We start from the raw sequence: 26,573 nt of genomic DNA on the forward strand, positions 1-26,573 counted from the left end.
GCGCCCTGAACCTGGCGCCGGCGGCCATGCGCCACGGCTCCGGCCGGTTCCTCGGCCGGAGACTGCGCCGACTGCTGCCGGCGACAGTGGTGTGGACCGCCTTCTATGCCCTGATCATGGGGACCCTGTTCACGGACGAGCCGCTGGACTGGCGCCAGGAGATCCTGGACCTGCTGACAGCCTCCTCGTACCCGCATCTGTACTTCCTGCCGCTGATCCTGGGACTCACCGTCGTCACTCCGGTGATCGCCGTCTACATCGGCGACAGTCCGCGACGGGCCTGGATCACCGGCGGCGTCGCCACGGGATGGGCACTGGTGGTGATGGCCGTCCCACCGCTCAGCCAAGGGCTGCTCGGCGAAGCGGTGGTCCCGCTGCAGATGGGCACCCTCACCTATTTCATGCCGTTCCTCGGCTACTACATCCTGGGACGGGCGGCGTGGGCCCTGCCGGTCAGCCGCAGCCGGGCACTGCTCCTGCTGCTCGTGGCGACGCCGGTGCTGACCGTGGCGACCGTGTGGGCGTATCTCTCCCGCGTCACCGACACCCCGCCCGGGCAGTTCCTGCTGCCGACCTATGTGGCGCCGACGGTGATGCTGCTCTCGCTCGCCCTGGTGATCGCCCTGCTGAGCCTGGGAGGTGCGTGGACGGTCTCGGCGCGCGCCGAGAACCTCCTGCGGACGATCGGTGACGCCACCTTCGGCGTGTTCCTCGTGCACTTCGCGATCCTCGTGCCGCTGCGCGAGCTGGGCTTCCCCGAGGGCTCGCTGCTGACGGTGCTCGCCCTGATCGTCGTGGTCACCGTCCTCGCCTTCGCGGTCTCGCTGCTGGGCAAGAAGGTCCCGGGGCTGCGCGCGATCCTCTGACGCTCAGCGCCGGATCTCCGCCAGGACCTGTTCGGCGCCCTTCGTGGCGCAGCCGGCCAGGGAGGCGTTCTCGAGCGTCCACCGGCGCAGGTGCTCCCGCTCCGGAGCGCCTTCGCCCTCCAGCGCCGCCCGCATCGCCTCGGCGACCTGGGCGGCGTCGTAGTCGCAGGCCCAGCCCAGGGAGTTGTCACGGATCCGGTCGTGGGCGGCGCCCTCCCCCGCGTGGATCACGGGGGTCCCTGTTGCGGTAGCGGCATAGATCTTGGTGGGCAGGGCGAACTCGTAGCCCTGCCCCGGGGTGATCGAGGACAGCCCGGCGACCGCGCCCCGCAGATGCGCGGCGACCTGGGCCGGCGGGATCTTGTCGCGGAACTCGATGCCGTCGATGCTCTCCTCGGCCACGCGTGCCTCGAGCTCGTCGCGCCCGGACCCCTCGGAGAAGAACAGCAGCCGCGCCTGCGGATGCCTCTCGCGGACCCGGGCGAAGGCGTCGATGAACACAGCGGCGCCCTGCCACTCGGAGACGGTCCCGGCGTAGACGAAGTACGGTCCTGCCTCGCCGGCATCCGCGCCCTCGGGTGTGAAGGTCTCGGTGTCGATCCCGTTGCCCACCATGACGATGCTGGGCCGTGGCCCGATCAGTTCCCGCACCCGGTGCTGCACACCCGGGGAGATGGTCAGCACGCGCGAGGCGCGCTTCCAGACGGTCTTCTCCGCCCAGCGCACCGCGGAGCGCACGAAGGTCGGCACGCCCTCGACGCTCTCGGTCGCGTCGGACCAGACGTCGGCCGCGTAGAACGTGTACGGCACCCGGCGGATCATGGCGGCGACCATCCCCACCATCCCGGTGGTCGGCGGCGGCTCGAGCACCAGGGCGTCCATCGGGCGCTGGAGGAGCAGTCGCAGCGCGAGCGGCAGGTCGAAGCTGAGATAGGAGACGTACCCGCGAACCTGGCCCTGGTGATCACGCTTGACGGGCCAGCGGGAGACGCGGCGGGCCCGGGACCGGACCCCACCCGCCCCGGGCGCGGAGGTGGTCAGCACGGTGACCTCCGCGCCGGCCCGCTCCAGGGCGATGACCAGCGCCTCCTGGCGGAAGGCGGCGGCCACGGGTTCAGGGGTATAGACGCGGGTGGCGACGACCACGTGCGCGGGGCGGTTCGGCCCGGGGCGTCGTGCGGTGCGCGACCTCGCCATCAGGCGCGCTCCCGGAGAGCGTCGACGCTCCGTTCGGCCGCCCTGCCGTCGCCGTAGTGGGCGGGGCGGTCGGCGTCGGGCCGAGGCCGTGCCACCGCGGCAGTCAGCTCGGCCGGGTCCGAGACCAGCTGATTCCAGCCGTTCTCCAGCGTCTCGACCCACTCGGTCTCCGTGCGCACCGTCGAGCACGGGGTCCCCAGCAGGTATGCCTCCTTCTGCAGACCACCGGAGTCGGTGACCACGGCGCTCGCGGCATGCACCGCGCCCACCAGGTCCGGGTAGGCGACGGGCTCGCCGACGCGGACGGCGCCACCGGCCAGCTCGATGCCGGCCTCTTTCGCCTTCGCCACCAGACGCGGATGGGCGAACAGCGCCAGGGGGATCTCGAGAGCCTGCAGGGCCTCGATGATCGCCCGCAGCCGCTCAGGGTCGTCGGTGTTGTCGGCGCGGTGGATCGTGGCCACGGCAAACTCTCCGGCGGGGTCGATGCCCTCGGGCAGGGCCAGCGGAGTGCCCTCGACGGCGGCCGCCACCCGCAGGCACACGTCCGTCATCACATCGCCGGTCACCAGCGTGCGCTCGGCGAGGCCCTCGGCGGCCAGGTGGCCGCGCGCGACCTCGGTGGGCGCCAGCAGCAGATCCGCGGCGTGGTCGGTGACCACGCGGTTGTGCTCCTCGGGCATGCGGCGGTTGAACGAGCGCAGCCCGGCCTCCAGATGGGCGACCTTCAGGTGCATCTTCACGGCGGAGAGGGTGCCGGCGAGGGTGGAGTTGGTGTCTCCGTAGACCAGGGTCCAGTCCGGCTGGTGCTCCTCGAGCACCTCGTCCATGCCGGCCAGCATCGCACCGGTCTGACGTCCGTGCGACCCGGAGCCGACGGAGAGGTTGACGTCCGGGGCGGGGATCCGTAGATCCGCGAAGAACACGTCGCTCATGGCGGCGTCGTAGTGCTGCCCGGTGTGGACGATGACGTGCTCGACGTCGTCCCGCTGCGCGGCTGCATCGGCGATCGCGGCGAGCTTGACGAACTGCGGGCGCGCGCCCACGACGGACAGGATCTTCATGGACGGATCTCTTCCTCTCGGCCCCGGCAGGTCACAGGCGACGCGGCCCGGGTCGCAGGTACAGTAAGCGTGCCCCACCATAGCCAACGGCCGAGGCCGTGCGGCACACCACGACACCATCGAGGGACAGCGCGCCGCGCGCGTGCCCCGCTCGGGAACGGAAGATGCATGACGTCAGGCCAGGGCACGCCGGAGCCTCGTGTCGCTGTGCTCGTCTACAACGACGCCGCCAACGATTCCCGGGTGCTCAAGGAGTCCGCGTCGTTGCGTGACGAGGGCTATGACGTCCGGATCCTCGCGGTCGAACGCCGCGAGCTGGACCGGCCCGCGGCCGTCAGCCGCCTCGGCGAGCGCCTGACGCTGGAACGTGTCCCGGAGTTCGCCTTCGAGCGGATCGTGCCGGCGCTGGCGCCGGTGTGGCGCGGGCTGATCAGCCAGGACCTCGAGCCCGCCTCCCGGGTCTCTGCGCCTCCGCCCCCGGCCCCCCTGGCGCCGCCGACACAGCCGCGGGCCGCGCTGGCCGGTATCAGGTCTCACGCCCTGCGTGCCCTGCGCGGGCTCGGCGAACGCGCCTACCGCACCGTCGCCCTGGGCACGTACTGGAAGAACGTCACACAGGCAGGGCTGCGCGTGCGACCGGACGTGATCCACGCCAACGACGCCAACACGCTGGTCCCCGCACTGGCGATCCGTGCCGCGAGCCGCGGCCGCATCGGGATCGTCTACGACTCGCACGAGCTGTGGCGTCACCGCAACGTCCGCCCCGGCCGTCTCCTGGCCCCTCATGTCGAGGCCCTCATCGAAGCGGTCGGCATCCGCCGGGTCGACGGGGTCATCACCGTCTCGCCCTCCATCGCGGACTGGCTCGAGCGCACCTACCGTCTGCCGCGGCGACCGGCGCTGGTGCGGAACGTCCCGGTCGCCGACGACCTGCCGGATCCCGCCAGCGGAGTGCTCCGCGCTCGCGCCGGGCTCGGCGCCGAGGACCGGGTCATCGCATACGGGGGGCGCATCACCACCGCCCGCGGCATCGAGGAGACCATCGCCGCGCTCCCCCATCTGCCGGCCGATGTCCACTTCGTGCTCCTGGGGTACGGGGAGCAGGCCGCGCTCGAGCAGGTCCGTGCCGAGGCCGCGCACCACGGCGTCGCCGAGCGCGTCCATCTTGTGGGAGCCGTCGAGCCCGACGCCGTCTCGCGCTCCCTGGCCGACGGCGACGTCGCCGTCGTCCACGTGCGCCCCATCTGCCTCTCCTACCGGTTCGCCCTCCCCAACAAGCTCTTCGAATCGATCCGCGCCGGACTGCCCATCGCCGCCGCCGACCTGCCGGACATGCGACGTGTGGTCGAGGAGCTCGGCGTCGGCGAGGTCTTCCAGGGCTCCAGTCCGCAGGATCTCGCCGAGGCGCTGCGGGCGATCCTGGACGATCCGGACACCTACCGAGAGCGTGCCCGCCAGGTGGCCGACGACCTGACCTGGGAACGGGAGACGGAGAGCATGCTCGCGCTGTACCGCCGCGTGATGAGCGAGACCGGGAGGCTCAGCTGATGCGCATCACGGTCGTCACCACCTGGTTCCCGACCGGGACGTCCCCCTCGCGCGGCTCGTTCGTCGTCCGCGACACCCTCGCCATCGCCCGGCACCACGACGTGCGCCTGATCCACCTGGTGCCGCCGGCCGACGACGACGGCACGAGGAGGCTCGTCCACGAGGGCATCGATGTGCTGCGGGTGCCGATGGACCCGCGTCGGCCGGACCAGATCCTGGCCGCGGCCCGCGTGCTCGCCGTGGCGCTCGGGGGCACTGATGTGGTCCATTCGATGGCGTTCTCCGCGTTGCTGCCGATGACGCTGCGACGGCCGCGGGTGCCGTGGATCCACACCGAGCACTGGTCCGCTCTGACCACTCCGTCGACGCTCCCCGCGCCGGCCCGCGCCGGATTGCCGCTGCTGAGTCGTCTGCTGGCGCGGCCGGACCGGGTCACCGCCGTGTGCGAGTTCCTTGCCCGCCCGATCCGGGCCGTCCGCGCCGACCGCCCGACCGCCGTCGTGCCGTGCATCGTCGAGCCGGGACCCCTCGTGCCGCGCCGCGATCGATCCGACGGCGCCCTGCGCATGGTCTCGACGGGCGGGCTGATCCCCCGCAAGGACCCCCTGCTGGCGGTCGAGGTGCTCGCCGACCTGCGAGAGCGCGGCGTGGATGCCCATCTGGAATGGCTCGGTGACGGGCCGCTGCGAGAGGACACCCTGCGCCGCGCCGAGGAGCTCGGTGTCACCGGGCAGCTCGCGCTGCCCGGCACGGTCAACGGCACGGGGGTCCGCGAGGCCCTCGGCCGCGCCGACCTGTTCTTCGGCCCCACCCGTGCGGACAACTTCTTCGTCTCCGCCGCGGAGGCGATCGTCGCCGGACGTCCGGTGGTGCTCGGGGCGACGGGCGGCCAGGGCGAGTACGTCGAGCCGTCAGTCGGCGCCCTGGTCCCCGCACAGCACGTCGCCGCCTATGCGACGGCGATCCTCGAGGTCGACGAGCGCACCCGCGACCTCACCGCCGACGAGATCGCGGGCACGATCGGGGACCGGTTCTCCGCCGCTGCCGTCGGGCACGGCTACGCCGCACAGTACGAGCTGCTGCCCGGCCGACCGGGAAGCCGCCGATGAGCGGCACCGGGGCGGAGAAGCCGGTCACCGTCGTGATCGCCTGCCACACGCCGGAACGTCCCGTCGGCCGAGCAGTGGCCTCGATCCTGGAGGGCAATGCCGATCACGCCCATGTCACCGTGGTGTGCCACAACCGTGACGCCGGCGATATCGCCTCGGCGATCGACCCCGCCCATCGTGCGCGAGTAACGTTCCTCGAGCACAGGGACCGGCATCGATCCGCCTCGGGCCCGTTCAATGCCGGAATGCGCGCCGCGACCACGCCGTTCGTGGCGATCATGGGCTCCGACGACATGCTGGCGCCCGGCGCAGTCGCCTCCTGGCTCACGGTCCAGGAACGCACCGGCGCGGACTTCGTGGTCACCCGTCTCGCCCTGGGCACCGCCGGATCCGGCGTCCCCACGCCGGCCGTCCGCATGCATCGTGCCGGTCTCGTCGACCTCGTGGCCGACCGGCTGAGCTACCGCTCCGCACCACTGGGACTGATGCGCCGCGAGATGCTGGCCGCGACCGGCGCGTGGCTCGTCGAAGGGGCCGGAGTCGGCGGGGACGTCGGGATGGTCACGCAGCTCATGGCGACACGCCCCACGGCCTACGACCGCTTCGGCCCGCCCTATGTGATCGGCGAGGATGCCGGCGACCGGGTCACCTACGTGGTCCGTCCGATCCGCGAGCAGCTCGGCTTCTTCCCCGACGTGCTGACCGCGGGCTGGTTCCGGGCGCTGCCGCGGGGCGCTCGACGGGCGATCGGCGTCAAGCTCCTGCGCATCCACGTCTTCGGGGCGGTCTTCTATCGCAGCGACGTCTCGATCTGGACCGAGGCCGAGCGCACGGATCTCGCGGAGATCACGGCCGGTGTGATCGTCGAGTGCCCGGGGTGCCTGGGGCCGCTGTCCCGAGCCGACCGCGACGTGGTCGACGCCTGTCTGGACCCCACCATCCCGGCCGAGGACCTGGTGCGTGCGGCGAAGGCGCGTCGACGCCATGGCCGCCCGGCGACGCTGCTGCCCCGGCGGTGGCGACACGCCCTGGACCGCGAGGCTCCGGTGCGGTTCATGGCCGCGTCCCTGGCCGTCCGGCACCTTCCGCGCCTGGTGGGGCTTATCCGCGGCTGACCGGAGCCGAGGGTCTCAGGCGTCCCCGGCGATCCGGGCGATGGAGCTCTGCCAGCCCTCGATCTGCCGCTCGGCCGAGAGCTCACGCGCCGACGCGTTCGCGGCCTGCTTGAAGCGATCGACATCCTCCTTGGTGGTCGTCGACAGCGCTGCGCGCAGGGAATCGGCGTCAGCCCCGTCGAGGACGCGACCGATCCCGTGCTCCCGCACGAGAGCGGCCATGTCGGGTGACGGCCCCACGAGGACGCCGGTCCTGGCCTGGACCGCTTCGAACAGCTTGTTGGGCAGGCTGTGCTGGAGGTTGAAGGTGCTGTCCGGGAAGACCACGATCGAGAGGTCGTACTCCGCCACGGCCTCCACCAGATCCGTGTACGGCACCGGATCGCGGAAGGACACCGACGGCAGGTCCGCCGCTCGATCCCTGAGCGTCTCGATGTACCCCGGTTCGCTCGGCACCAGCATGAGGTCCAGCGTCAAGTTCTCGGGAGCACCGCGCATGGCGTCGATCATCGATTCCAGGCGACGGTTGGCTCGGGCCACGCCGGTGTGCAGCAGCCGTATCGTCTCGCCGGTGGGCCGCGGAGAGCGCTGCTCGTAAGCTGCGGCATTGGTCACGACCTCGACGTCGACGCCGAATCGGATCGCGTACTCACCGGCCAGCCCCGGGGACACGGTCGTGATCGCATCGACCCGCGGCAGACAGGTACGGCAGATCCACCGCTGATAGGGCGCGACGAACCAGCGCCAGGAGCGGACATGCTCCTTCTCGCGCGGCGCGTACTCGTGCAGGTCGGCGTGGATCCCCCGGCGCGGGGCGAGCCAGAGGGCCAGCGGGAGGGTGTTGACGTCGTTGGCGAGGACCACGTCGACGGCGCCGGCGAGGTCCGCCAGTCGCTGCCGTGCGGCCCGCACCGCGCTCATGTCCCAGTACGCGTGCCGGTACCGCCTCGAGAGCAGGTATCGCTTGTTGCTGGGCCAGGCACGGGTGCTCGCGGGCAGCTCACGGTGGGTCACGTCGGGGTGCGGCGTGGGCCCGAATCCGACGGTCGTGACCTCGTAACGACGGGCGAGCAGTCCGATCTGGCGCTGGACCCGCGGGTCCCGCACGAGCTCGGAGAACGACAGGATCAGCACTGAGGTCATCGTTCCTGCTCCTGATCGATCGGGGCATCCGCGGAGCGGGTCAGGCCGGCGAGCGCGGCCTGCTCGGCGAAGGCGGGCACGGCGGCGACGACCTCGTCGAAGGAGCCGGCCGCGGCGACCGTGCCCTCGGACATGTAGAACACGATGTCGGAGTGCTGGATGGTCGCCAGGCGATGCGCGATGGTGATGGTGGTGACCTCGTCGCCCAGACCGCGGATCGCATCGGTGACCGCGGCCTCGGTCTTGGTGTCCAGGGCACTGGTGGCCTCGTCCATGACCAGGACGGACGGCTCCGTGTACAGGCCGCGGGCAATGCCCATGCGCTGTCGCTGCCCTCCCGAGAGCGTCATGCCACGCTCCCCCAGCCTGCCCTCGATCCCGTCCGGGCGATCCTCGATCACCTGAAGCATCTGCGCCCGGCGCAGCGCCGTGCGCACCCGGTCCTCGTCGACCTCCTCCGGATTCCACGTCAGTGCGACGTTCTCGCCCACAGACACATCGAACAGAGAGACCTCCTGCGGGACGTATCCCACGGAGGAGCGCCACTGGCGCAGCACCGTGGTGATGTCGACGTCGTCGACAAGGATCCGGCCGCTGCTGGGTGTGAGAAGTCCGAGCAACAGGTCGACCAGCGTGGACTTGCCGGCGCCGGAGCTGCCGACGAAGGCCACCGACGAGCCGGCGGGGATCCGCAGCGAGACGTTGTGCACCGCGGGCTCCTCACGGCCGGGATAGGTGAAGCTCACGTCCTCCAGCACGATGTCATGCAGCCCCCGTTCCAGGGTGCCTGAGTCCGGCTGCTCCTTGCGCGCGACCGCCTCACGAGCGAACTCGATGTCGTCGATGATGTAGTCGGCGAAGGCCGCATTGGTCAGGATGCGGTTCTGCGTGGACTGGAATCGGGTCAGTGACGGCACGAGACGGAATCCGGCCACGGCGAAGACCGCCACCGAGGTCATCGCCCCAGCGGGTCCCCCGGAGAGGTACCCGACCCCGCCGATGACGGCGAACCCGCCGACCATGCCGGCGTCCAGCACGAACCGGGGCATCTGGTTGTAGTACTGGGCGAAGGCCCGGGTGCGGGAGGCCGTGGCGCGACGCTCGGCGACGATGTCGGCCACCTCGCCCTCGTTGCCCTTCAGCGTCAGCTCCTTCAGGGCGGCGAGGACCTCTCCCAGCAGGCGGACCACACGGATGGAGTTGTCGCGGTTGCTGGCGCCGTTGGCGACGGCCTTCGGGGTGATCACGCGGGAGAGGATCAGCGCGATGAACCCCAGATACACGAAGGTCGCCAGCGCGATCTGCCAGTCCAGGACGATCAGGCCGATGCTGATGACCGTGATCGTGGCGAACTCCGCGACGACGGTCATCGACGGCATCAGCACGTTTGCGACCACGGCCGCCACGCCGGAGTCGACCATGCGGATGATCTCCTGCGTCGACTTGGAGGCGCGGTCCACCCAGGAGGCTGACATGTAGGAGCGGAAGAGGGTCTGGCCGATCGCGACCTCATGCTGCGCGAAACGCTGGGTGGCGATCCGGATCGTCAGCAGGTTCAGGAAGCTCTTGATGATGATCAGGCCGACGAACGCCGCGACGAGGACCAGCATCTCCTCGAATGTGCGCAGCTGCCATCCCAGCACGGGGACCGTGACGGCGGTGCCCGGTTCCATCAGACCGGGGATGACGACGGCGATCGCTCCCAGCGCCACCACGTCCAGCAGGGCCAGGACGCTCATGACCACGCCGAAGGTCACCAGGAATCGCCGTGAGTCCGGCGGCAGCACCGACAGGGTGCGTCGGACGATCCTGATGGTCTGCTTCACCTGGGGTTCTCCTCTTCGCTCGGGACGGGCGGGCGCCGGTCCACGGCGTGGCACCCGGTGCGCCGCTCGTTCAGCACACGGGCTCCAGCTCGTACAGAGCGTACGGGCCCTCCTCGGCCACGAGAGTCAGTCGCGAGGGCGGGATGTCGTGGACCCCACTCCAACGGCTCGAGGCCTCGGGATTGATGGCGGCGCCGGATGCGGCGGAGACATCACGGTACAGGTGGGTCGGGCCCAGTCGTGTCAGGGCTGAGCACACCTCGCCGTAGATGTCCGGATTCCCGGCGTAGTTGGCGACCAGGGTCTGGTCCCGAGTCAGGGGGCGCGCCATCGTGGGGTAGACGGTCCGGGTTCCGCCGATCGACCAGTACAGGGGCGCTCCATCCAGTGGATCGGCGAGGACCACGGCGCTGTCCGGCAGGGCTGCGGCCGTGCGCTCGATGAAGGCGCGCTCCTGCGGAGTGACGTACGGCTCCAGCTGGAGACCGTAGGCGGTGTAGGCGAGCGATCCCAGCAGCGGCAGCCGCGGCGGCACGACGACGGCAACGAGCACGATCGCGAGCACACCGACCGCGGCGACCGTCCCGAATACGGGACGACCTCGGATCCGGTCGACGTCCACGACCGCGTCCAGACCGCGCACCAGGAGCACCATGAGCATGCACATCATCAGCGGGGCGATCCGCTCCCGCGCCCCGTACCACGGGTTCACCAGCGCGGCGACCGCCGGGGACTCGATCTCCGTGGCCAGACCCAGCAGCACGGAGGCGACGACCGCCACCGCCGAGCTCGTGCCCACGACCTCCCAGCGACGCACCGCTGCGACGGCACCGATCGCGGCGAGGATCCACACCGGCAGCAGGGGCCATGCCGCCGTCTCGACCACCGGGATCCGCGGGGTGTCGGTGAGAATCTTCCAGGCCACGGAGCCCACTCCGTCGGCGCTCGGCTTGGTCAGGTTCATCCCGCTGAGCATGGTGCTCGAGACCACGAGGAAACCACCCGCTGCGGCGAGCGCGCCCCCCACCTGCCACCAGCCGCGACGTCCGCGGCCGGCGCGAAGATGACCGATCCCCCCGACCAGGACGTACAGACCGGCCACGACGGCGACCGAGAACAGCATCGACGGGTGCGCGACAGCTGTGCCGACCAGGACCGCGGCATGACCGGTGAGCCCGCCGAGCCGGCGGAGCCCGCGCACGCCATGCCGGTGCTCCAGCAGGCGCAGGGCGGAGGCGATCGCCACGGGCAGACACACCACCCCCAGCACCGTCGGCCACAGTCCCATCACCAGAGCCGTCGCGGCGACGCTGAGGAAGAGAGTCGATGCGGCCGCGGCAAGCGCCGCACCCACGGGGGCCTCGCGACGACCGGCCGCGACCGACGCGGCGAGCGCCGCCACCGAGGACGGCAGTGCCGCCAGCAGCGAGAGCATCATCGCGTTCGCCGCCGTGACCGTGTCGAACGGCAACAGCGCCGCGAGAGCGTCGAACGTCACCGGGTAGTACGTCGGGGCTCCGTAGATCTCCGTCAGCGCCGTCGTGAGGAAGGCATCGCCCCCGTCGCGGATGAAGGCGATCGCGGAGAGATGGAAAAAGGAGTCGTAGCTGCCGTTGAGCGTTCCGATACCACCCATGCGCTGGCTGCTGGAGGCCACGACCAGCACGCCCGACAGAACCGCGACTCCCGTCACCAGCGACACGCTGCGCAGGGTCCAGGGGGCCGCGGACGACGCCGGGGGCTCCGTCGGGGGGTGCGCGAGACGGCGAACGATCAGCAGCCGAGCGAGCAGGGCAAGGCCCACCAGGGCGAGGTATCCGATCACGGCGCTGAGGATGGTCCAGGGGATCCCCAGCAGACGGTAGAGCGCAGTGAGCACCACCGTGAGCAGCACGGTGACCACCGGGGCCCAGCCCCACCGCACGGGAACACGGGATGCAAGCGCGATGAGCAGCAGGTGGCCGGGAACGGCGAGCAGCGCCCACGCGGCCAGCACCGGAAGCAACTCGGTCATGCGCAGCAGCTCATGAGATCCTGGGCGGAGGCTGCAGGGCACGCTCATACCCCGCCGTCACCACGGACGGATCGCGCTGCGCGAAGGCGAATTCTCGCGAGAGGCGGGAGGCCGCCGCGTAGACCTCGGGGTCGCGGAGCTCGAGGATGCGCTGGACGGCCCCGTCGACGTCGGGGACGACCCAGTCCGGATCGTAGAGGCTCGCCGCTCCTCCGTAGGGCACGGTGTCGGGCCAGTCGCGGATGACCGCCGGGCACCCGACCGCGAGAGCCTCCATGACGGACTCGTGCGTGCCCTCGTGCCGGGAGGAGGAGACGATCATCCCTGATTCCGCCAGCAACGCCGGGACATCGGCGCGCGCACCGAGCTGTTCGACCGGGCCCGGGCCGAGCTGCTCGAGTCGTTCGCGCACCAACCGCTGATACGGCGTGTCCCGGGACGCCGAGTCGGGCAGGCGCGGCCCGACCAGCCGCAGCCTGTAAGCCTCGTCGTGCCGGCGCAGGCGCTCGAGGACCTCGAGCGTGAACAGGACGTCCTTGACCTCCCTGACCCAACCCACCTGCACCAGCAGCCGCGGATCGTGGTCCTCACGGGGCGGGGTCTCCAGACCGCGCGCCAGGAGATTGCCCACGTGCTCGGCCTGGATATCGGCGAAGTCGGGAGCGATGACGGTCAGCATGTTCCACACCGGGGGCGAGACGTACAGCATCCGGTCGATCCGGGCGTGATCGTGCAGCAGCGTGAAGGGGGTGAAGGCCTCGAAGCGATGGACCCGGGACATCAGGGCTCGCGGCGCCCGATCCAGCAGGGTAATCCAGGTCAGGACGTGATGGCTCCACTCGACGAGGGCGACGTCGGCCCAGTCGTAGCTCTCGGCCAGGGCAGGCGGCGTCGGCATCCGGCGACCGGAGGTGACCAGGTCGTACCGGCCGCGGATGATCCGATCGCGATCGGGGAACCCACCCCCGGGCAGGTCCTCGACGTCCAGCTCCCGGACCTCGAACCGCCCGGTGGCACGCAGTGCATCGATGAGCGGCCGCACGAACGTCCAGTTCTCCTGCGCGATGACGAGCAGGCGCAGAGGTTCGCCACCGCGGCGGTCCCGCGGGGCCGGTCGCGACGGAGCGCTCGAGAACGGCACCGTCCGGCCGAGCATGAGCGTGCCGGTCGCCGATTCCCGAAGGGGCCGGACGAATTCGGCGGGGTCGGCGGCGAGAGGCGAGCGGCCCGCCTGGTGCAGGGACGGGTCGTAGGAGACACGCAACGCCTTGTCGAACCAGCGCAGGGCGGCGTCGACGCGCCCTCGCTCCAGGCAGCGGTCGGCGAGACCCAGCAACGTCGCGACATCTTGGCGCCATCGGCCGTACCGCGGGTCGGCCGCAAGTCGCTGCTGCGCGGAGAAATAGACGCCCATCCCCCCTGCGCGGCCGGGGAGCCGACGGGCGGCCCCGGTGGCCGCACGGAGGGCACGGGCGCGAAGCGGTGCGAGGTCAGGCACCGTCGGTGTCCCCGTCGAGCCGAACGACCTCCCCCGCGCGCGCCGATTCCAGGACGGCCTCGACGGTGCGCACGGTGTGCAGGCCCTCGCGCATGGTGACGATGTTGGAGGTGTCTCCGCCGATGGCGTCGCGGAAAGCTTCGTGCTCGGTGGCCAGGGGCTCCTTGCGCTGCAGCGAGTAGCGGATGGAGTCGCCCTCGCTGACGCCGCGGAAGGAGGCCATGGACTCCCACAGGTTGGTGGCCTTCTCGCCGTTGGCGTGGAAGGTGAGGTCGGCGTTGATGGTGTCACCGACCAGGGCGCCGTTCTCGCCGGTCACGACGGTGACGCGCTCTTTGAACGGTGTCAGCCAGTTCACCAGGTGATTGGTGATGGTGCCGTCGGCGAGACCGCCGGCGATCGAGACCATGTCCTCGTCGCGGCGCCCGGAGCGGCGGGTGGAGGTGGCCGCGACGTGCGCGTACCGCGACTGCGCGACCCACGCGGTCAGGTCGAGGTCGTGCGTGGCGAGGTCCTTGACCACGCCGACGTCGGCGATGCGCGCCGGGAACGCGCCCTGGCGGCGGGTGACGATCTGGTAGATCTCGCCCAGCTGCCCGTCGGCGATGCGCTTGCGCATCTCCTGCAGCGCGGGGTTGTACCGCTCGATGTAGCCGACCGCGCCGACCAGGCCGGCTTTCTCGTAGGCCGCGGTGATCTCCTCGGCCTCGCCGATGTCGAAGGCGAGCGGCTTCTCGACCAGTGTGTGCACCCCGGCCTCGGCGAGGGTCAGGGCCACATCGCGGTGGAACTGGGTGGGCACGGCGACGACGGCGTAGTCGATCCCGGCGGCGATCAGGGACTGCACGTCGGGCAGGATGTCGTACCCCGGGGCGGCACCGTGCGGGTCGCCGTGGGCATCGGCGACGGCGACGAGATCGACACCGTCCAGGGCCTGGAGGTTGCGCGCATGGTGGCGGCCCATCATGCCCAGGCCGATCAGCCCGGCCCGCAGTCGCTTCGTGCTCGCACTCATGGTCACGCTCCTGCCTTCGCGACCGCGTTCACGGCCTCGACGATCCGGTCCCGGTCCTCGTCGCTGACGCTCGGGTGGACCGGCAGCGACAGCACCTCCCGCGCCAGCATGTCGGTGACCGGCAGGTCCGCGTCCGCAGCGTCCGCTGCGGACGAGGCGAACGTCGCCAGGCGATGCACGGGCGTGGGGTAGTACACCCCGCAGCCGACCTTGTGCTCCTCGCGCAGCGCGGTCGCGAAGGCGTCGCGCTCGGCGGCGGAGGCGCCCTCGAGGCGGATCGTGTACTGGTGGTAGACGTGCGTGGCCTGCTCACGCACGACAGGCGTCGTGACACCCTCGAGGCGGGCGTCGAAATGGGCGGCCAGCTGCTGACGCTGCGCGGTCCACCCGGCGAGCTTGGTCAGCTGCACCCGGCCGATCGCGGCGTGGACGTCGGTCATGCGGTTGTTGTAGCCGACGACCTCGTTGGCGTACTGCCGCTCCATGCCCTGGTTGCGCAGCAGCCGCACCTGGCGGGCGGTCTCCGCATCGGCGCAGGCGACCATGCCGCCCTCGCCGGAGGTCATGTTCTTGGTCGGGTACAGCGAGTACATCGCGCCGTCGCCAAGGGTTCCCACGAGCGATCCGTCCCACGTGGCCCCGTGCGCCTGCGCGGCGTCCTCGAACACCCACAGCCCGTGCTCACGGGCGATCCTGGTGATCTCGTCCATCGGCGCGGGGTGGCCGTAGAGGTGGACCGGCTGGATCCCGACGGTGCGCTCGGTGATCGCGGCCTCGATCGCGGCCGGGTCCACCGTGAAGGTCTCCGGATCGACGTCGACGAACACCGGGACACCCCCGGAGACGGCGACCGTGTTCGCGGTCGCCGCGAAGGTGAACGAGGGCACGATGACCTCGTCGCCGGGCTGCAGGCCGAGGGCGAGCATCCCCAGGTGCTGACCCGAGGTGCCGGAGTTGACGGCCACGACCTCGCGGCCACCGGCCAGCTCGGCGGAGAACTCCTGCTCGAAGGCCGCGACCTCCGGGCCCTGCGCCAGCATCGCGGAGGCCAGCACGCGATCGACCGCGTCGCGCTCCTCCTGCCCGATGATCGGCTTCGCCGGCGGGATCATCGTCGGTTCCGTGTTCATGCGGTGGGTCCGTCCTGTTCGTCGGAGTCGTCGAGCGCGGCCGGGCGCGGGGCCCCGGCCTGAGGGGAGGAGGCGAGCTGGAGCCCGCCGGACTTCTCGTCGTGGATGTACCACTCGCCGGTGGTGGGGCACACCCAGGCGTCGGTGCCGTCGGTGGAGGGGATCAGCTTCTCCCCGGAGCGGCCCACCCAGGCGAGGCGCTTGGCGGGGACGCCGGCGACCAGGGCGTGCGGGGGTACGTCCTTGACGACGGTGGCGCCGGCGGCGACCATCGCCCAGGCGCCGATCGTCACCGGGGCGACGCACACGGCGCGGGCGCCGATGGACGATCCCGTCTCGCAGGTGACCCCGACGGGCTCCCAGTCCGACGTCGACTTCGGCGACAGGTCCGGGTTCACCGCGCGGGGGAAGTGGTCGTTGGTGAACACGGCGGCGGGGCCGACGAAGACGCCGTCGGCGAGGACCGCGGGCTCGTAGACCAGCGCGTAGTTCTGGACCTTGCAGCCGTCGCCCATCCGCACGCCGGAGCCGATGTAGGCGCCGCGACCGATGACGCAGCCGGTGCCGAGCCTCGCGCCCTCGCGCACCTGTGCGAGATGCCAGATGGAGCTGCCGTCGCCGATGGTGGCATCGTCCGAGATGTCGGACCCCGGGGCTGCCCGGTAGGCAGGGGTTTCACTCATGGGCCCGACGATACCGCGAGCGCTCACCGCGGTCGGGGATGACCTGCCGTCCGCGCGGAGCTGTTGCGCATCTCGCGCACACGGGGCAGTTCGATCAGCCAGCGCGGACCCCAGCGGTCGATCACGGCCTGCATCCCGACGGCGGCCAGGAGGGCCATGACCGCCACTGCCGGGACCACCAGCAGCTCCCCGGCCGGTCCGGCGGTCAGCGAGAGCCCGTCGGCGCGGCGCCACGCGACCACCACCAGGTTCAGCACGATCGGATGGACCAGGTAGATCACCAGCGTGCGGCTGCCCACGAAGGACCCGGCGCGAGCCACGGACCCCAGGCGGGCCAGCAGTGGCAGCAGGGCGATGCAGGCCCCGATCCCACTCATCGATGCCACCAGCTCCAGCCCGCGGGACAGGGGCAGCGGCAGTTCTGCGCGCAGCACGATCAGGGCCAGCGGGCAGAACACGGCGGTCAGCCCGAGTCCCAGGACCGGTCGCGGACGCTCCCCGGCTGCCAGGATCGTCGACCGCAGGGCGAATCCGGCCGCGTACCACAGCGCGTTGTCGGTGAGCTGGAAGACGCCGTAGACGAGATCACCCCACATCTCGGCGCGCTCCATCGACTCCTGGATCACCGGTGCGGCCGCGTACAGGACCAGCGTCACTGCGAGCAGAACGCCCTTGTGAGCACGCAGCAGCCGCGAGAGCACGAAGAACACCGGCAGCGCAGCGATGAACCAGTAGGGCGAGCCCACCACGAACAGCCCGGCGATCTCCCCGCGGACGAAGCCGAGCGAGTCCTCGGGCGCGTAGCGCGGCCACCCGGTGGCGGCGAACAGGAGGCTCCACAGCACGTATGGCCAGAGCATGTCGAGCACGCGCGGTCGCAGCACCCGGGGCCACGACCGGTGGAGGGCACCTGCCGCGAGCAGTCCGGCCACCAGGAAGAACAGGGGCATCCGCAGCGGGATCAGGGCGAGATTCGCGCTCGCCCACCAGGCCGCGGCCCGCCCGTCGCCCAGCAGGTCCGCTCCCCCGGAGACGGCCACGTGGTAGAGGACGACAAGGATGATCGAGACCGCCCGCGCCAGGTCCAGCCAGGCGACCCGGCCCTGCGGCGGCGCCGGAGCGTGCTCGCTCACCGAGAGGCCCGCAGCGCCTCGCCCTTGCCCACCGCGATCTCGCGGAGCTCCTCCTGGAAGGCGACCATGCGCTCACGCAGCCGAGCGGCCTCCTCGTCCCCGCCGGCCGCGAGGATCCGCGCCGCCAGCAGACCGGCGTTGCGGGCCCCACCGATGGAGACGGTCGCCACCGGCACACCGGCGGGCATCTGCACGATCGAGAGCAGGGAGTCCATGCCGTCGAGGTGCTTCAGCGCAACGGGCACGCCGATCACGGGCAGCGGGGTGAGGGCGGCGAGCATACCGGGCAGGTGCGCGGCGCCGCCCGCGCCGGCGATCACCACGCGCAGGCCGCGGTCGGCGGCGGACCGGCCCCACGCGACCATGTCCTCGGGCATCCGGTGGGCCGAGACCACGTCGACCTCGGCTGCGATCCCGAACTCGGCGAGCGCCGCCTCGGCGGCCTCCATCACCGGGTGGTCGGAGTCGGATCCCATCACGATGCCCACCCGGGGGCGGGGCTCGGTCGCGGTCATCGGATCTCCTTCTCGGGGCCGTCGATGATGAGCTTCTCGGCGCGGTGGGCACGCTCCAGCAGATCCTCCGCGTCGTCCCCGATCAGCGTGACGTGACCGAGTTTGCGCCCCGGCCGGACGGATTTGCCGTACAGGTGGAGCTTCAGCTGCGGGTCGGCCGCCAGCGCGGCGCAGGCGCCGGGGGCGAGGTCCTCCGCGCCGCCTCCGAGCAGATTGACCATGACGGCCACCGGCGCGACAGGATCGGTCGAGCCCAGCGGCAGATCGGCGACCGCGCGCAGATGCTGCTCGAACTGCCCGGTCACCGCGCCGTCCATGGACCAGTGCCCGGTGTTGTGGGGGCGCATGGCCAGTTCGTTGACGCTCACCTCGCCGTCCTCGGTCTCGAAGAGCTCGACGGCGAGCATGCCGACGACGCCGAGGTCCTCCGCGATGTCCTGAGCGAGGCGCTGGATGCGGCGCTGGGCCGCGACGCCGAGCCCCGGAGCAGGTGCGACCACCTCGTAGCAGACCCCGTCCTTCTGGACCGACTGGACGACGGGATAGGCGACGACCTCTCCCCCGGGACGCCGGGCCACCTGCGCGGAGAGCTCACGGGTGAAGGACACCAGCTCCTCGGCCAGCAGCTCGCCGTGCGCGGCGAGCCAGTCGTCGGCCTGGTCGTCCGCCTCGACGATGCGCACCCCGTGCGCGTCGTACCCGCCGCGCGGGGTCTTGACCACGACCCGGCCGCCGGTCTCGGCGAGCGTCTCGGCGAGATCCTCGCGGGAGCCGATCCGCCACCAGCGCGGGCAGGGATGCCCGAGCGCGGTCAGGCGCTCGCGCATGACGAGCTTGTCCTGGGCGTGGACGAGCGCGGCCGGGCCGGGGCGCACGGCGGCGCCGTCGGCCTCGAGGCGTTCGAGGATCGCGGTCGGCACGTGCTCGTGGTCGAAGGTGATCGCGTCGACCTCCCCCGCGAGGCCCCGCACGGCCTGCTCGTCGTCGTGGCGGCCCAGGCGCACCCGGCCGGCGACGGCGGCGGCGCTCTCCTCGGGGGCCGTGGCCAGCACGGTGGTGGCCAGGCCGAGCTCGATGGCCGGGCCCAGCATCATCCGGGCCAGCTGCCCGCCGCCGACGATGCCGACGGCAGCGGCATGGGGCGATGGCGCACGATGTTCTGAGGGCTGCGGGGTCTCGGACACGGCGGTCAGTGTACGAGGTCAGGCGCGCGACCGCGGGCGGCGCCGGACGACGGACCCCTGCGGCAGCTCCTCGAGCTCGTCGGGGGCGGGGAGGTCCTCGCCCTCGCCGTCGGCGTCGGCGTCGGTGCCCTCCGGGGGCGGCACGTCGTCCTCCCCCGGGGCCGAGATGAGGAACACGCCGAAGGTCGCGGGCCGCTCGGTCAGCAGCTCGAGCCGGCCGCCGTCGTCCTCGACCAGGGTGCGGGCCAGGGCCAGACCCACGCCGGTGCCGGAGGAGCTGCGGCCGGAGACGGAGCGCTCGAAGATCCTCGAGCCGAGCGCCGGGTCGATGCCGCCCCCCTCGTCCATGACCTCGATGACGGTCGAGTGCTCGTTGCGACGCACCTTGACGGTGGTCCGGCCGTCGCCGTGCATCAGGGCGTTCTCGATGAGGGTGGCCAGCACCTGCGTCAGCGGCCCCGGCGAACCCCACACGGCGGCGCTGCGCGGCACCTGGATCCGCAGCTCGCGCTGGGCGCGGCGGTAGGCGGGCGACCACTCCTCGCTCTGCTGGGTGAGCACCGTGCGCAGCTCGACGACGCCGGGGGTGCGGCGCTGGGAGGAGCGCGGGGCGTTGATGAGGTCGTGGACCACCTCGGTGAGACGGTCGATCTGCTCCAGCGAGATGCGGGCCTCGTCGCGCACCCACTCCTCGGAGCTGGTCGCCAGGATCTCGTCGAGCCGCATCGACAGGGCGGTCAGCGGCGTGCGCAGCTGGTGGGAGGCGTCCGAGGCGAGCTGGCTCTCCGCCTCGAGGCGCTCGGTGAGCATCGCGCCGGAGCGGGTGAGCTCCTCGGCGACGTCATCGATCTCGGCGATCCCCGAGGGCGTCCACGGCCCGCGGGCGCGGCCGCTGCCCATCTCCTCCGCGCGCCGGCTGAGCCGGGCCAGGGGCATCGAGATCCGCTGGGCCTGCCACAGCGCGACCGAGACGCCGATGGAGACGGCCGAGAGCCCGGCGACGATGATGAGCACCCACGCGCTCGCCGTGTGGGCGGCCACGTCGGACTCCGGGATGGCCACGGTGATCTCCTGGCCGTCGGTGCCGAAGGTGGAGACCTCCACGGGGTTCTTGCCGGGCGGCTCCCCTGCCTGCAGGGTCTGACCGTCGTGGACGACGGTGATCGCCACGTCGAGGTCGGCCTGCTCGTCGACCCGCCGCTGCAGCATCGCCTCATCGAGAGGACGGCCCTCGGACAGCCTCTCCTCGGTATCCACGCGCACGTCGTCGAGGATCTGGTTCGCCGTGCTCGAGAGGGACTGCTCGTTCAGCTTCAGCCAGGAGTACCCCAGCGGGATACCCAGCAGGAGCACCGAGAGGACCACCGTGATGATGGTTGCCTGCAGCACGCGCTGCCACACGTGTCAGCTCTCCGCGCCGGTCTCGAACCGGAAACCGACACCCCTCACCGTGGTGATCCGGCGCGGGTCCGTGGCGTCGTCACCGAGCTTGCGGCGCAGCCACGAGACGTGCATGTCCAGCGTCTTCGTCGAGCCCCACCATTCGGCGCCCCACACCTCGCGCATCAGGTCGTCACGGGTGACGACGCTCCCGGCCTCGCGCACCAGCACGGTCAGCAGGTCGTACTCCTTGGCCGACAGGCTCAGCTCGTGCCCGTCGGCGTAGGCGCGACGGGCGGAGACCTCGAGGGTCACGCCGTTGACGTCGTAGGCGTCGCCGGATTCCTCCATGGCCTGGGACCGCCGCATGAGGGCCCGGATCCGGGCCTGCAGCTCCCCGAGGCGGAAGGGCTTGGTGACATAGTCGTCGGCCCCGGCGTCCAGGCCCACCACGGCGTCGACCTCGTCGGCCCGTGCGGTCAGGATCAGGATCGGCGATTCGAGTCCGCCCTTGCGCAGTCGCCGGGCCACCTCGAGCCCGTCGACATCGGGCAGGCCGAGATCCAGGATCACGACGTCGATCGGGTCCCCTCCGGCGGCGATGGCGAGCGCGTCCATGCCCCGCGATGCGCGCGCGACGGTGTACCCCTCGCGGTCGAGTGCGCGGGAGAGCGGTTCAGCGATGGCCGAGTCGTCCTCGACGAGTAGCAGTCGTGTCACGCGCTCCATCGTACGTCGCCGCCCTCACAGCGGGCTGGTCATGCCCTGAACCGGGGTGTTGCCTGCTCCGATGCTCAGGTCAGTACCTCAGGTCCAGCGGCGCCGAGCGGTCACGGCGCATCTCCATCACGTGCACCGTGCCGATGCCGTGCAGCTCGACGTCCTCGCCGTCGGCGGTGGCGAATCCGCCCGGCAGCGCCCGCTCGACCGCGGCGGCGGTCTCATCGTCGACCACCACGGTGCCGGGACGGGCCACCGACTCCATGCGCGCGGCCAGGTTGACCTTGGGCCCGAACACGTCGCCGTAGCGGGAGAACATCGACCCCCAGGACAGGCCCACGCGCACCGGCGGCAGGCCCTGGTCGGCGGTGATGATCTCGGCGAGGCTGACGGCGATCTGGGCGCCGTCCTCCGGCGTGTCGGCGAGGAACATGATCTCGTCGCCCACGGTCTTGACCACGCGGCCGCCGCCGACGGAGATGACGTCGCGGCCGACCGCCTCGAAGCGGCCGACGACGTCGGCCAGCTCGGCGCCGGTGAGGTCCTGGGCCAGACGGGTGAACTGGACCAGGTCGGCGAAGCCGACGGCCCGCTGCAGCGGGAACAGCTCGTCGGTGTCGCGGTGGAGGACCTCGGAGCCCGCGCGGGCGGCGTAGGCGGCGAGCTGGCGACGGAAGGCGAACATCACCTGGGACTCGAGGGTCTCGAGCAGCTCGGGGATGGTGTCGAGCATCTGCTGGCGGGCCTCGGCGTCGTCCGTGCCGTCGGCGTGCTTGGCCTCGTCGACCAGCGCCTCGGTGATCCACATGGCCAGCCGGCCCATGTGGAAGCCCAGCCCGCGCGTGATGCTGGCGAAGGCCCGTTCGGAGAGCACGCCGTCCTCGACGATGGCGGCGAGGTCGCCGATCGAGTAGGCGTCCTCCTCGGTGAACACGACGGTGTCCTCGTCGACCGGGGTGAAGCCCAGCGAGCGCCAGTACACGGAGGTGAGGCGCTCGGGGATGTCGTGCTGCTGGGCGAGGTCACGGCGCGAGTACTTGCGCGACCCCTGCAGCAGCACCTTCTCCAGCGCTCCCACGCTGCGGCGCACGGCGGCGAAGCGGCGATTGAGGTCCAGGATCTCCTGGTCCCCCAGCGGGGTCGCGTCGAGATCGGGAGAGTCCTCCGGCGAGAGCGACGGCTCGCCGGGCGGACGGGTCCCGTCCGAGGGCGCAGAGCGCTCCGCGCCGTCGCGCTCCAGGTCTTCCATTCCGCCCGTCACCTGCCGTGCTCCTCCTTCTCGACGCCGTCGCCGGCGTCCGTCGCGGGCCGTTCCGGCCCGCCCGGCCTCAGATGTCTCACGTCGCCGACATCCACGGTGGCCTCGCCGCCGGCCTCGAGGTCCACGACCAGCCTGCCGCCGGCCTCGATCGTCCGCGCGATGCCGTGCAGGGCGCCGGCGACGTCTCCCACGGGCTCGACCCGCACCCTACGCCCGATTGTGAGGCACGTCATAGTGTACCGCCGACGAGTACCCGCACCATCCCCGTCTCCCCCGCTGGACTCGAGCGCGTCGAGCTCGCTGGCGAGGGCGGTGACCAGGTTGCCCGCGATCGCCTCACGGAGCGAGCCGGCATCGGCAGCACCCGTCCGGTCGTCCGCTCCGGGCCGGATCCCGTCCGCGCCGAGCAGCCAGGCGGCACCGGGCACGAGGGAGCCGTCGGCCGCACGCACCGGCCCGCGCAGATTCAGGCCGATGCCGATCAGCACGTCACGGGCTCCGTGTCCCTCGACGAGGATGCCCCCGAGCTTGCGGCCGTCGGCGGTGTGGATGTCGTTGGGCCACTTCAGTCCCAGCGCGGGCCCGTCGGTCCCGACGGCGGCGGCCAGGGCGTCGATCGCCGCCAGCCCCGCTGCCAGCGGGATCCACCCGCGACCGTCCGGCCCGAGGGCGGAGCGGTGGGCGTAGGTCAACGACAGGCTGGCTCCGTCGGGGCTGGCGAAGGCCCGCCCGAGCCGCCCCCGGCCGGCCGTCTGCTCGCGCGCGCTGACCGCGAAGGGAGCCTGCTCGCCGGCCTCCAGGCGGCGCCGGGCCTCATCCTGCGTGGACGTGAGGATTCCCATCGAATGGATCGCCGCGCCGGCCTGCTCGCCGTCGCTCCGACCCCGTGCCGTGCCTCGTCCCATGCCCCGTCCCGTCACTGCTGCCTCACCGGTGTCCGTGCCCGTCCTCGCCGCGGACCAGCCGTTCCCGGCCAGCGGTAGCGTAGTATCCCCGTGTTCATCACCGAAGGATTCATGGCGGCCGCGCAGGCCGCAGCAGGAGGCCCCGTGACCGACGCCCCGCGGCCGCTCACCACCGCCCAGCGACTCGAGGACCTGCGCGAGCGTGACGCCGCCACGGTCTCCGCGGCCGACGAGGTGGCGGTCCAGAAGCAGCACGCGCGAGGGAAGAAGACCGCCCGCGAGCGCATCACGGATCTGCTGGACGACGGCTCGTTCGTCGAGACCGACCGTTTCGTGCGGCACCAGGCCCGCAACTTCGGGATCGAGGCGAAGCGCCCCGACGGAGACGGCATCGTCACCGGGTACGGCACGATCGACGGCCGCCAGGTGTGCGTGTACTCCCAGGACTTCACCGTCTTCGGCGGCTCCCTCGGCGAGGCCCACGGCCGCAAGATCCAGAAGGTCCAGGACCTCGCACTGCGCACCGGGGTGCCGATCATCGGCATCCTCGACGGCGGCGGCGCCCGGATCCAGGAGGGCGTCGCCTCGCTGGCGATGTTCGCCGGCATCTTCCGCCGCAACACCCGCGCCTCGGGCGTGATCCCGCAGATCTCGCTGATCATGGGGCCGGCCGCGGGCGGTGCCGTCTACTCCCCCGCGCTGACGGACATCGTGGTGATGGTCGAGAAGACCTCGCACATGTTCATCACCGGCCCCGACGTGATCCGCACGGTCACCGGGGAGGACGTCGGCTTCGAGGAGCTCGGCGGTGCGCGCACCCACTCCTCCCGCTCCGGTGTGGCCCACTACATGGCGCCCGACGAGGGCGAGGCGATCGAGTACGTCAAGGACCTGCTGAGCTATCTGCCGGCGAACACGCTGAGCCCGGCGCCCTCGTTCCCGGTGCGCTTCGACGAGGCCCTCACGCCGCAGGACACCGCGCTGGACACGCTGATCCCCGACTCCCCGAACCAGCCCTACGACATGCTCGAGGTGCTGCGCGCGGTGCTCGACGACGAGGAGTTCCTCGAGGTCCAGCCGCTGTTCGCCCGCAACATCCTGGTCGGCTTCGGACGGGTCGAGGGCTACAGCGTCGGCATCATCGCCAATCAGCCCTCGCATCTCGCGGGCACGCTGGACATCGACGCCTCGGAGAAGGCGGCGCGCTTCGTGCGCCTGTGCGACTCCTACAACATCCCGGTGCTGACGTTCGTGGACGTGCCCGGCTTCCTGCCCGGCACCGATCAGGAGTTCGGCGGCATCATCCGCCGCGGCGCCAAGCTGCTGTACGCCTACGCCGAGGCCACCGTGCCGCTGGTCACCGTGATCACCCGCAAGGCCTACGGCGGTGCCTACATCGTGATGGGCTCCAAGGAGCTCGGCGCGGACCTCAACCTCGCCTGGCCGACGGCGCAGATCGCGGTGATGGGCTCGCAGGGCGCGGTGAACATCCTCCACCGCCAGGAGCTGCGCTCGGTCCAGGAGGCCGGTGGCGATGTCGAGGCCACGCGCACGCGGCTGGAGACCGAGTACGAGGAGAAGTTCGCCACGCCGTACACCGCCGCCGAGCGCGGCTGGATCGACGGCGTGATCCAGCCCTCGCAGACCCGCGTCGAGATCGCCCATGCGCTGCGGGCGCTGCGCACCAAGCGCGACTCGCTGCCGACCAAGAAGCACGGGAACATCCCGCTGTGAACCAGGAGACACCGTCCGAGCAGCCGCGCGCCGACGTGCGCCTGGTGCGCGGGCAGCTGGCCAGCGACGAGCTCGCGGCGATCGCCGTGGTCGTCTCCGCCATGAGCGTGACCAGCCGTCTGGAAGCCGAGGAGCGCGACCTGGCCGAGGGCCGCACCGGGGGCCCCAGCGCCTGGAGCGACCCGGTCCACACCCATCCGCGCGCCCACGGTCTGCGCTCGCATCCCTCGCCCACCGCCTGGCAGTTCTCCGACCGCTGAGCCCGGCTCTGGCCGCATAGACTGCGCCGCATGCCTGCCCTCCCCTCCCCCGCGCCCGGCCGTCCCGCGGCGACCCGCACGCCGTCGGCCCTGGACCGGCTCGCCGACGGGTACGTCGACTCCGTCGCCCGGCTGGATCCGTATCTCGCCACCGAGCTCGGGATCGCCGGTCACGACAGCGAGGTCACCGACTTCTCCCCGGCAGCGGTCGCCGAACGCACCGACGCCGCCCGTGCCCTGCTGGCGTCCATCGGCGAGGTGCCGGATCAGGACGAGACCGACTCCGTCACGCGGGCCGCTCTGACGGAGCGGCTGGGACTGGAGATCGAGCGCTCCGAGCTCCGGCTGGACGTCGCCGGGGTGAACAACCTCGCCTCGCCCCTGCAGTCCCGCGATGTGCTGGACCAGATGCCGGCGGAGACCGCCGAGGACTGGGAGGTCATCGCCGAGCGCATGGCGGCGATGCCGGGCTCGCTGGCCACCTGGGCCGAGTCGCTGCGCGAGGCCGCGGACCACGGCGTGATCTCCGCCCGGCGGCAGCTCGTCCTGGGCGCCGAGCAGGCCCGCGTCTACGCCGCGGAGAACGGCTTCTTCGAGACGTTCGCCGCCTCGGCCGTGGGCGACGGGACCCAGCGGGAGCGGGTCGCCCGCGCTTCCCGCGCCGCCGCCGAGGGCTATCTCGAGCTCGCGGACTTCCTGGACTCGCTCGCCGAGCGGGCACCGGCCGCGGACGCCATCGGCCGGGACGCCTATCGCCTGGCCTCCCGCACCTTCCTGGGCACGGAGGTGGATCTGGACGAGACCTACGCCTGGGGCATCGACGAGCTGCGCGCGATCGTCGCCGAGCAGGAGGAGGTCGCCGCCCGGGTCAACGAGCGCCACGGCACCGGTGGCGGGCGTTCCGTCGCGGCCGCCAAGGACGCCCTGCGTTCCGATCCCGCGCGGGTGCTGCACGGCACCGAGGAGCTGCGGGCCTGGATGCAGCAGCTCAGCGACCGCGCGATCGCGGACCTGGCCGGCACCCATTTCGACATCCCCCAGCCGCTGCACCGTCTCGAGTGCCGCATCGCGCAGACCGGTTCCGGCGGCATCTACTACACCGGCCCCAGCGAGGACCTCACCCGGCCCGGCCGCATGTGGTGGGGGGGGGGGGGGGGGGCGGCGCCGGGGCCCACCCCCCCGGCTCTCTCCCCCCCAGCACCCCCCCCGCGGTCGCGCCGCCAGGAGTCATCTTCGGCAGGTAGTACAGGACCCGGAAGAAGCCCTGCCCGCG

23 protein-coding genes are annotated in these 26,573 nt (G+C 71.8%); 7 read left to right on the forward strand and 16 right to left on the reverse strand.

Translation table 11 applies throughout. The features are described 5' to 3' along the window. The coding region (locus AC5020_RS15510) for an acyltransferase (RefSeq protein ID WP_464988935.1) at positions 1-866 on the forward strand (866 nt) is incomplete at its 5' end. A 3-nt stretch (positions 867-869) separates the two neighbouring features. Here AC5020_RS15510 and AC5020_RS15515 read toward each other — a convergent pair. Further along, on the reverse strand, positions 870-2,063 hold the full coding sequence (locus AC5020_RS15515) for a glycosyltransferase (RefSeq protein ID WP_464988936.1): 1,194 nt from the start codon (positions 2,061-2,063) through the stop codon (positions 870-872). Beyond that, positions 2,063-3,127, reverse strand: coding sequence for a non-hydrolyzing UDP-N-acetylglucosamine 2-epimerase (gene wecB, locus AC5020_RS15520; RefSeq protein WP_464988937.1), 1,065 nt, complete (start codon positions 3,125-3,127; stop codon positions 2,063-2,065). The genes AC5020_RS15515 and wecB overlap by 1 nt, the downstream gene beginning before the upstream one ends. Before the next feature lie 168 nt (positions 3,128-3,295). Here wecB and AC5020_RS15525 point away from each other — a divergent pair, with 168 nt between their 5' ends. Genes AC5020_RS15525 through AC5020_RS15535 form a run of 3 tightly spaced genes read left to right on the forward strand, consistent with a single transcriptional unit; the run spans position 3,296 to position 6,899 of the window. Beyond that, positions 3,296-4,675 (forward strand): glycosyltransferase, encoded by a 1,380-nt coding sequence (locus AC5020_RS15525; protein ID WP_377019830.1) that lies wholly within the window; start codon positions 3,296-3,298, stop codon positions 4,673-4,675. After that, the gene (locus AC5020_RS15530) at positions 4,675-5,784 is read left to right on the forward strand and encodes a glycosyltransferase family 4 protein (protein ID WP_464988938.1); all 1,110 of its coding nucleotides are present in this window, start codon (positions 4,675-4,677) and stop codon (positions 5,782-5,784) included. The genes AC5020_RS15525 and AC5020_RS15530 overlap by 1 nt, the downstream gene beginning before the upstream one ends. After that, on the forward strand, positions 5,781-6,899 hold the full coding sequence (locus AC5020_RS15535; protein WP_377019832.1) for a glycosyltransferase: 1,119 nt from the start codon (positions 5,781-5,783) through the stop codon (positions 6,897-6,899). The genes AC5020_RS15530 and AC5020_RS15535 overlap by 4 nt, the downstream gene beginning before the upstream one ends. A gap of 15 nt (positions 6,900-6,914) precedes the next feature. Here the strand turns inward: AC5020_RS15535 and AC5020_RS15540 are convergent, their stop codons facing one another. The 14 genes from AC5020_RS15540 to AC5020_RS15605 all read right to left on the reverse strand — a co-directional run bounded on the left by AC5020_RS15540 (position 6,915) and on the right by AC5020_RS15605 (position 23,243). Then, complete coding sequence (locus AC5020_RS15540; protein ID WP_464988939.1) at positions 6,915-8,042, reverse strand: glycosyltransferase; 1,128 nt, start codon at positions 8,040-8,042, stop codon at positions 6,915-6,917. Beyond that, entirely contained in the window at positions 8,039-9,868 is a 1,830-nt protein-coding gene (locus AC5020_RS15545) for an ABC transporter ATP-binding protein (protein ID WP_464988940.1), read from the reverse strand. The genes AC5020_RS15540 and AC5020_RS15545 overlap by 4 nt, the downstream gene beginning before the upstream one ends. 70 nt (positions 9,869-9,938) lie before the next feature. Then, a complete protein-coding gene (locus tag AC5020_RS15550) occupies positions 9,939-11,882 on the reverse strand; it encodes a DUF6541 family protein (protein WP_464988941.1) in 1,944 nt (647 codons plus the stop codon). Positions 11,883-11,892: 10 nt separating this feature from the next. After that, positions 11,893-13,296, reverse strand: a complete 1,404-nt coding sequence (locus AC5020_RS15555; RefSeq protein ID WP_464988942.1) for a glycosyltransferase — start codon at positions 13,294-13,296, stop codon at positions 11,893-11,895. Between the two features lie 76 nt (positions 13,297-13,372). Continuing rightward, entirely contained in the window at positions 13,373-14,395 is a 1,023-nt protein-coding gene (locus AC5020_RS15560; protein WP_464988943.1) for a Gfo/Idh/MocA family protein, read from the reverse strand. Positions 14,396-14,397: 2 nt separating this feature from the next. Then, positions 14,398-15,525 carry a DegT/DnrJ/EryC1/StrS family aminotransferase gene (locus AC5020_RS15565; RefSeq protein WP_464988944.1) on the reverse strand — a complete coding sequence of 376 codons (1,128 nt, stop codon included), beginning with the start codon at positions 15,523-15,525 and terminating at the stop codon, positions 14,398-14,400. Further along, entirely contained in the window at positions 15,522-16,208 is a 687-nt protein-coding gene (locus AC5020_RS15570; RefSeq protein ID WP_377019840.1) for an acyltransferase, read from the reverse strand. The genes AC5020_RS15565 and AC5020_RS15570 overlap by 4 nt, the downstream gene beginning before the upstream one ends. Before the next feature lie 23 nt (positions 16,209-16,231). Further along, positions 16,232-17,341: an acyltransferase family protein gene (locus tag AC5020_RS15575; protein WP_464988945.1), complete on the reverse strand. Its 1,110-nt coding sequence runs from the start codon at positions 17,339-17,341 to the stop codon at positions 16,232-16,234. After that, entirely contained in the window at positions 17,338-17,856 is a 519-nt protein-coding gene (gene purE, locus AC5020_RS15580; RefSeq protein ID WP_464988946.1) for a 5-(carboxyamino)imidazole ribonucleotide mutase, read from the reverse strand. The genes AC5020_RS15575 and purE overlap by 4 nt, the downstream gene beginning before the upstream one ends. Beyond that, positions 17,853-19,040, reverse strand: a complete 1,188-nt coding sequence (locus AC5020_RS15585; protein WP_464988947.1) for a 5-(carboxyamino)imidazole ribonucleotide synthase — start codon at positions 19,038-19,040, stop codon at positions 17,853-17,855. Before AC5020_RS15585 ends, purE begins: the two co-directional genes overlap by 4 nt. 18 nt (positions 19,041-19,058) lie before the next feature. After that, a complete protein-coding gene (locus AC5020_RS15590) occupies positions 19,059-20,429 on the reverse strand; it encodes an ATP-binding protein (protein WP_464988948.1) in 1,371 nt (456 codons plus the stop codon). A gap of 15 nt (positions 20,430-20,444) precedes the next feature. After that, positions 20,445-21,140: a response regulator transcription factor gene (locus AC5020_RS15595; RefSeq protein WP_377019845.1), complete on the reverse strand. Its 696-nt coding sequence runs from the start codon at positions 21,138-21,140 to the stop codon at positions 20,445-20,447. Positions 21,141-21,219: 79 nt separating this feature from the next. Continuing rightward, the gene (locus AC5020_RS15600; RefSeq protein WP_377019847.1) at positions 21,220-22,389 is read right to left on the reverse strand and encodes an adenylate/guanylate cyclase domain-containing protein; all 1,170 of its coding nucleotides are present in this window, start codon (positions 22,387-22,389) and stop codon (positions 21,220-21,222) included. Between the two features lie 8 nt (positions 22,390-22,397). Further along, complete coding sequence (locus tag AC5020_RS15605; RefSeq protein WP_464988949.1) at positions 22,398-23,243, reverse strand: biotin--[acetyl-CoA-carboxylase] ligase; 846 nt, start codon at positions 23,241-23,243, stop codon at positions 22,398-22,400. A 174-nt stretch (positions 23,244-23,417) separates the two neighbouring features. On the opposite strand from AC5020_RS15605, the gene AC5020_RS15610 reads away from it, so the two are divergent. The 3 genes from AC5020_RS15610 to AC5020_RS15620 form a co-directional block, all read left to right on the forward strand. Continuing rightward, a complete protein-coding gene (locus AC5020_RS15610; RefSeq protein ID WP_377019904.1) occupies positions 23,418-25,040 on the forward strand; it encodes an acyl-CoA carboxylase subunit beta in 1,623 nt (540 codons plus the stop codon). Further along, positions 25,037-25,300 carry an acyl-CoA carboxylase subunit epsilon gene (locus tag AC5020_RS15615; protein WP_377804701.1) on the forward strand — a complete coding sequence of 88 codons (264 nt, stop codon included), beginning with the start codon at positions 25,037-25,039 and terminating at the stop codon, positions 25,298-25,300. Before AC5020_RS15610 ends, AC5020_RS15615 begins: the two co-directional genes overlap by 4 nt. Before the next feature lie 30 nt (positions 25,301-25,330). Next, positions 25,331-26,573: DUF885 domain-containing protein (locus AC5020_RS15620; RefSeq protein ID WP_464988950.1), on the forward strand; the 1,243-nt coding region annotated here is incomplete at its 3' end.

It is taken from the genome of Brachybacterium sp. SYSU DS0246, assembly GCF_059391765.1.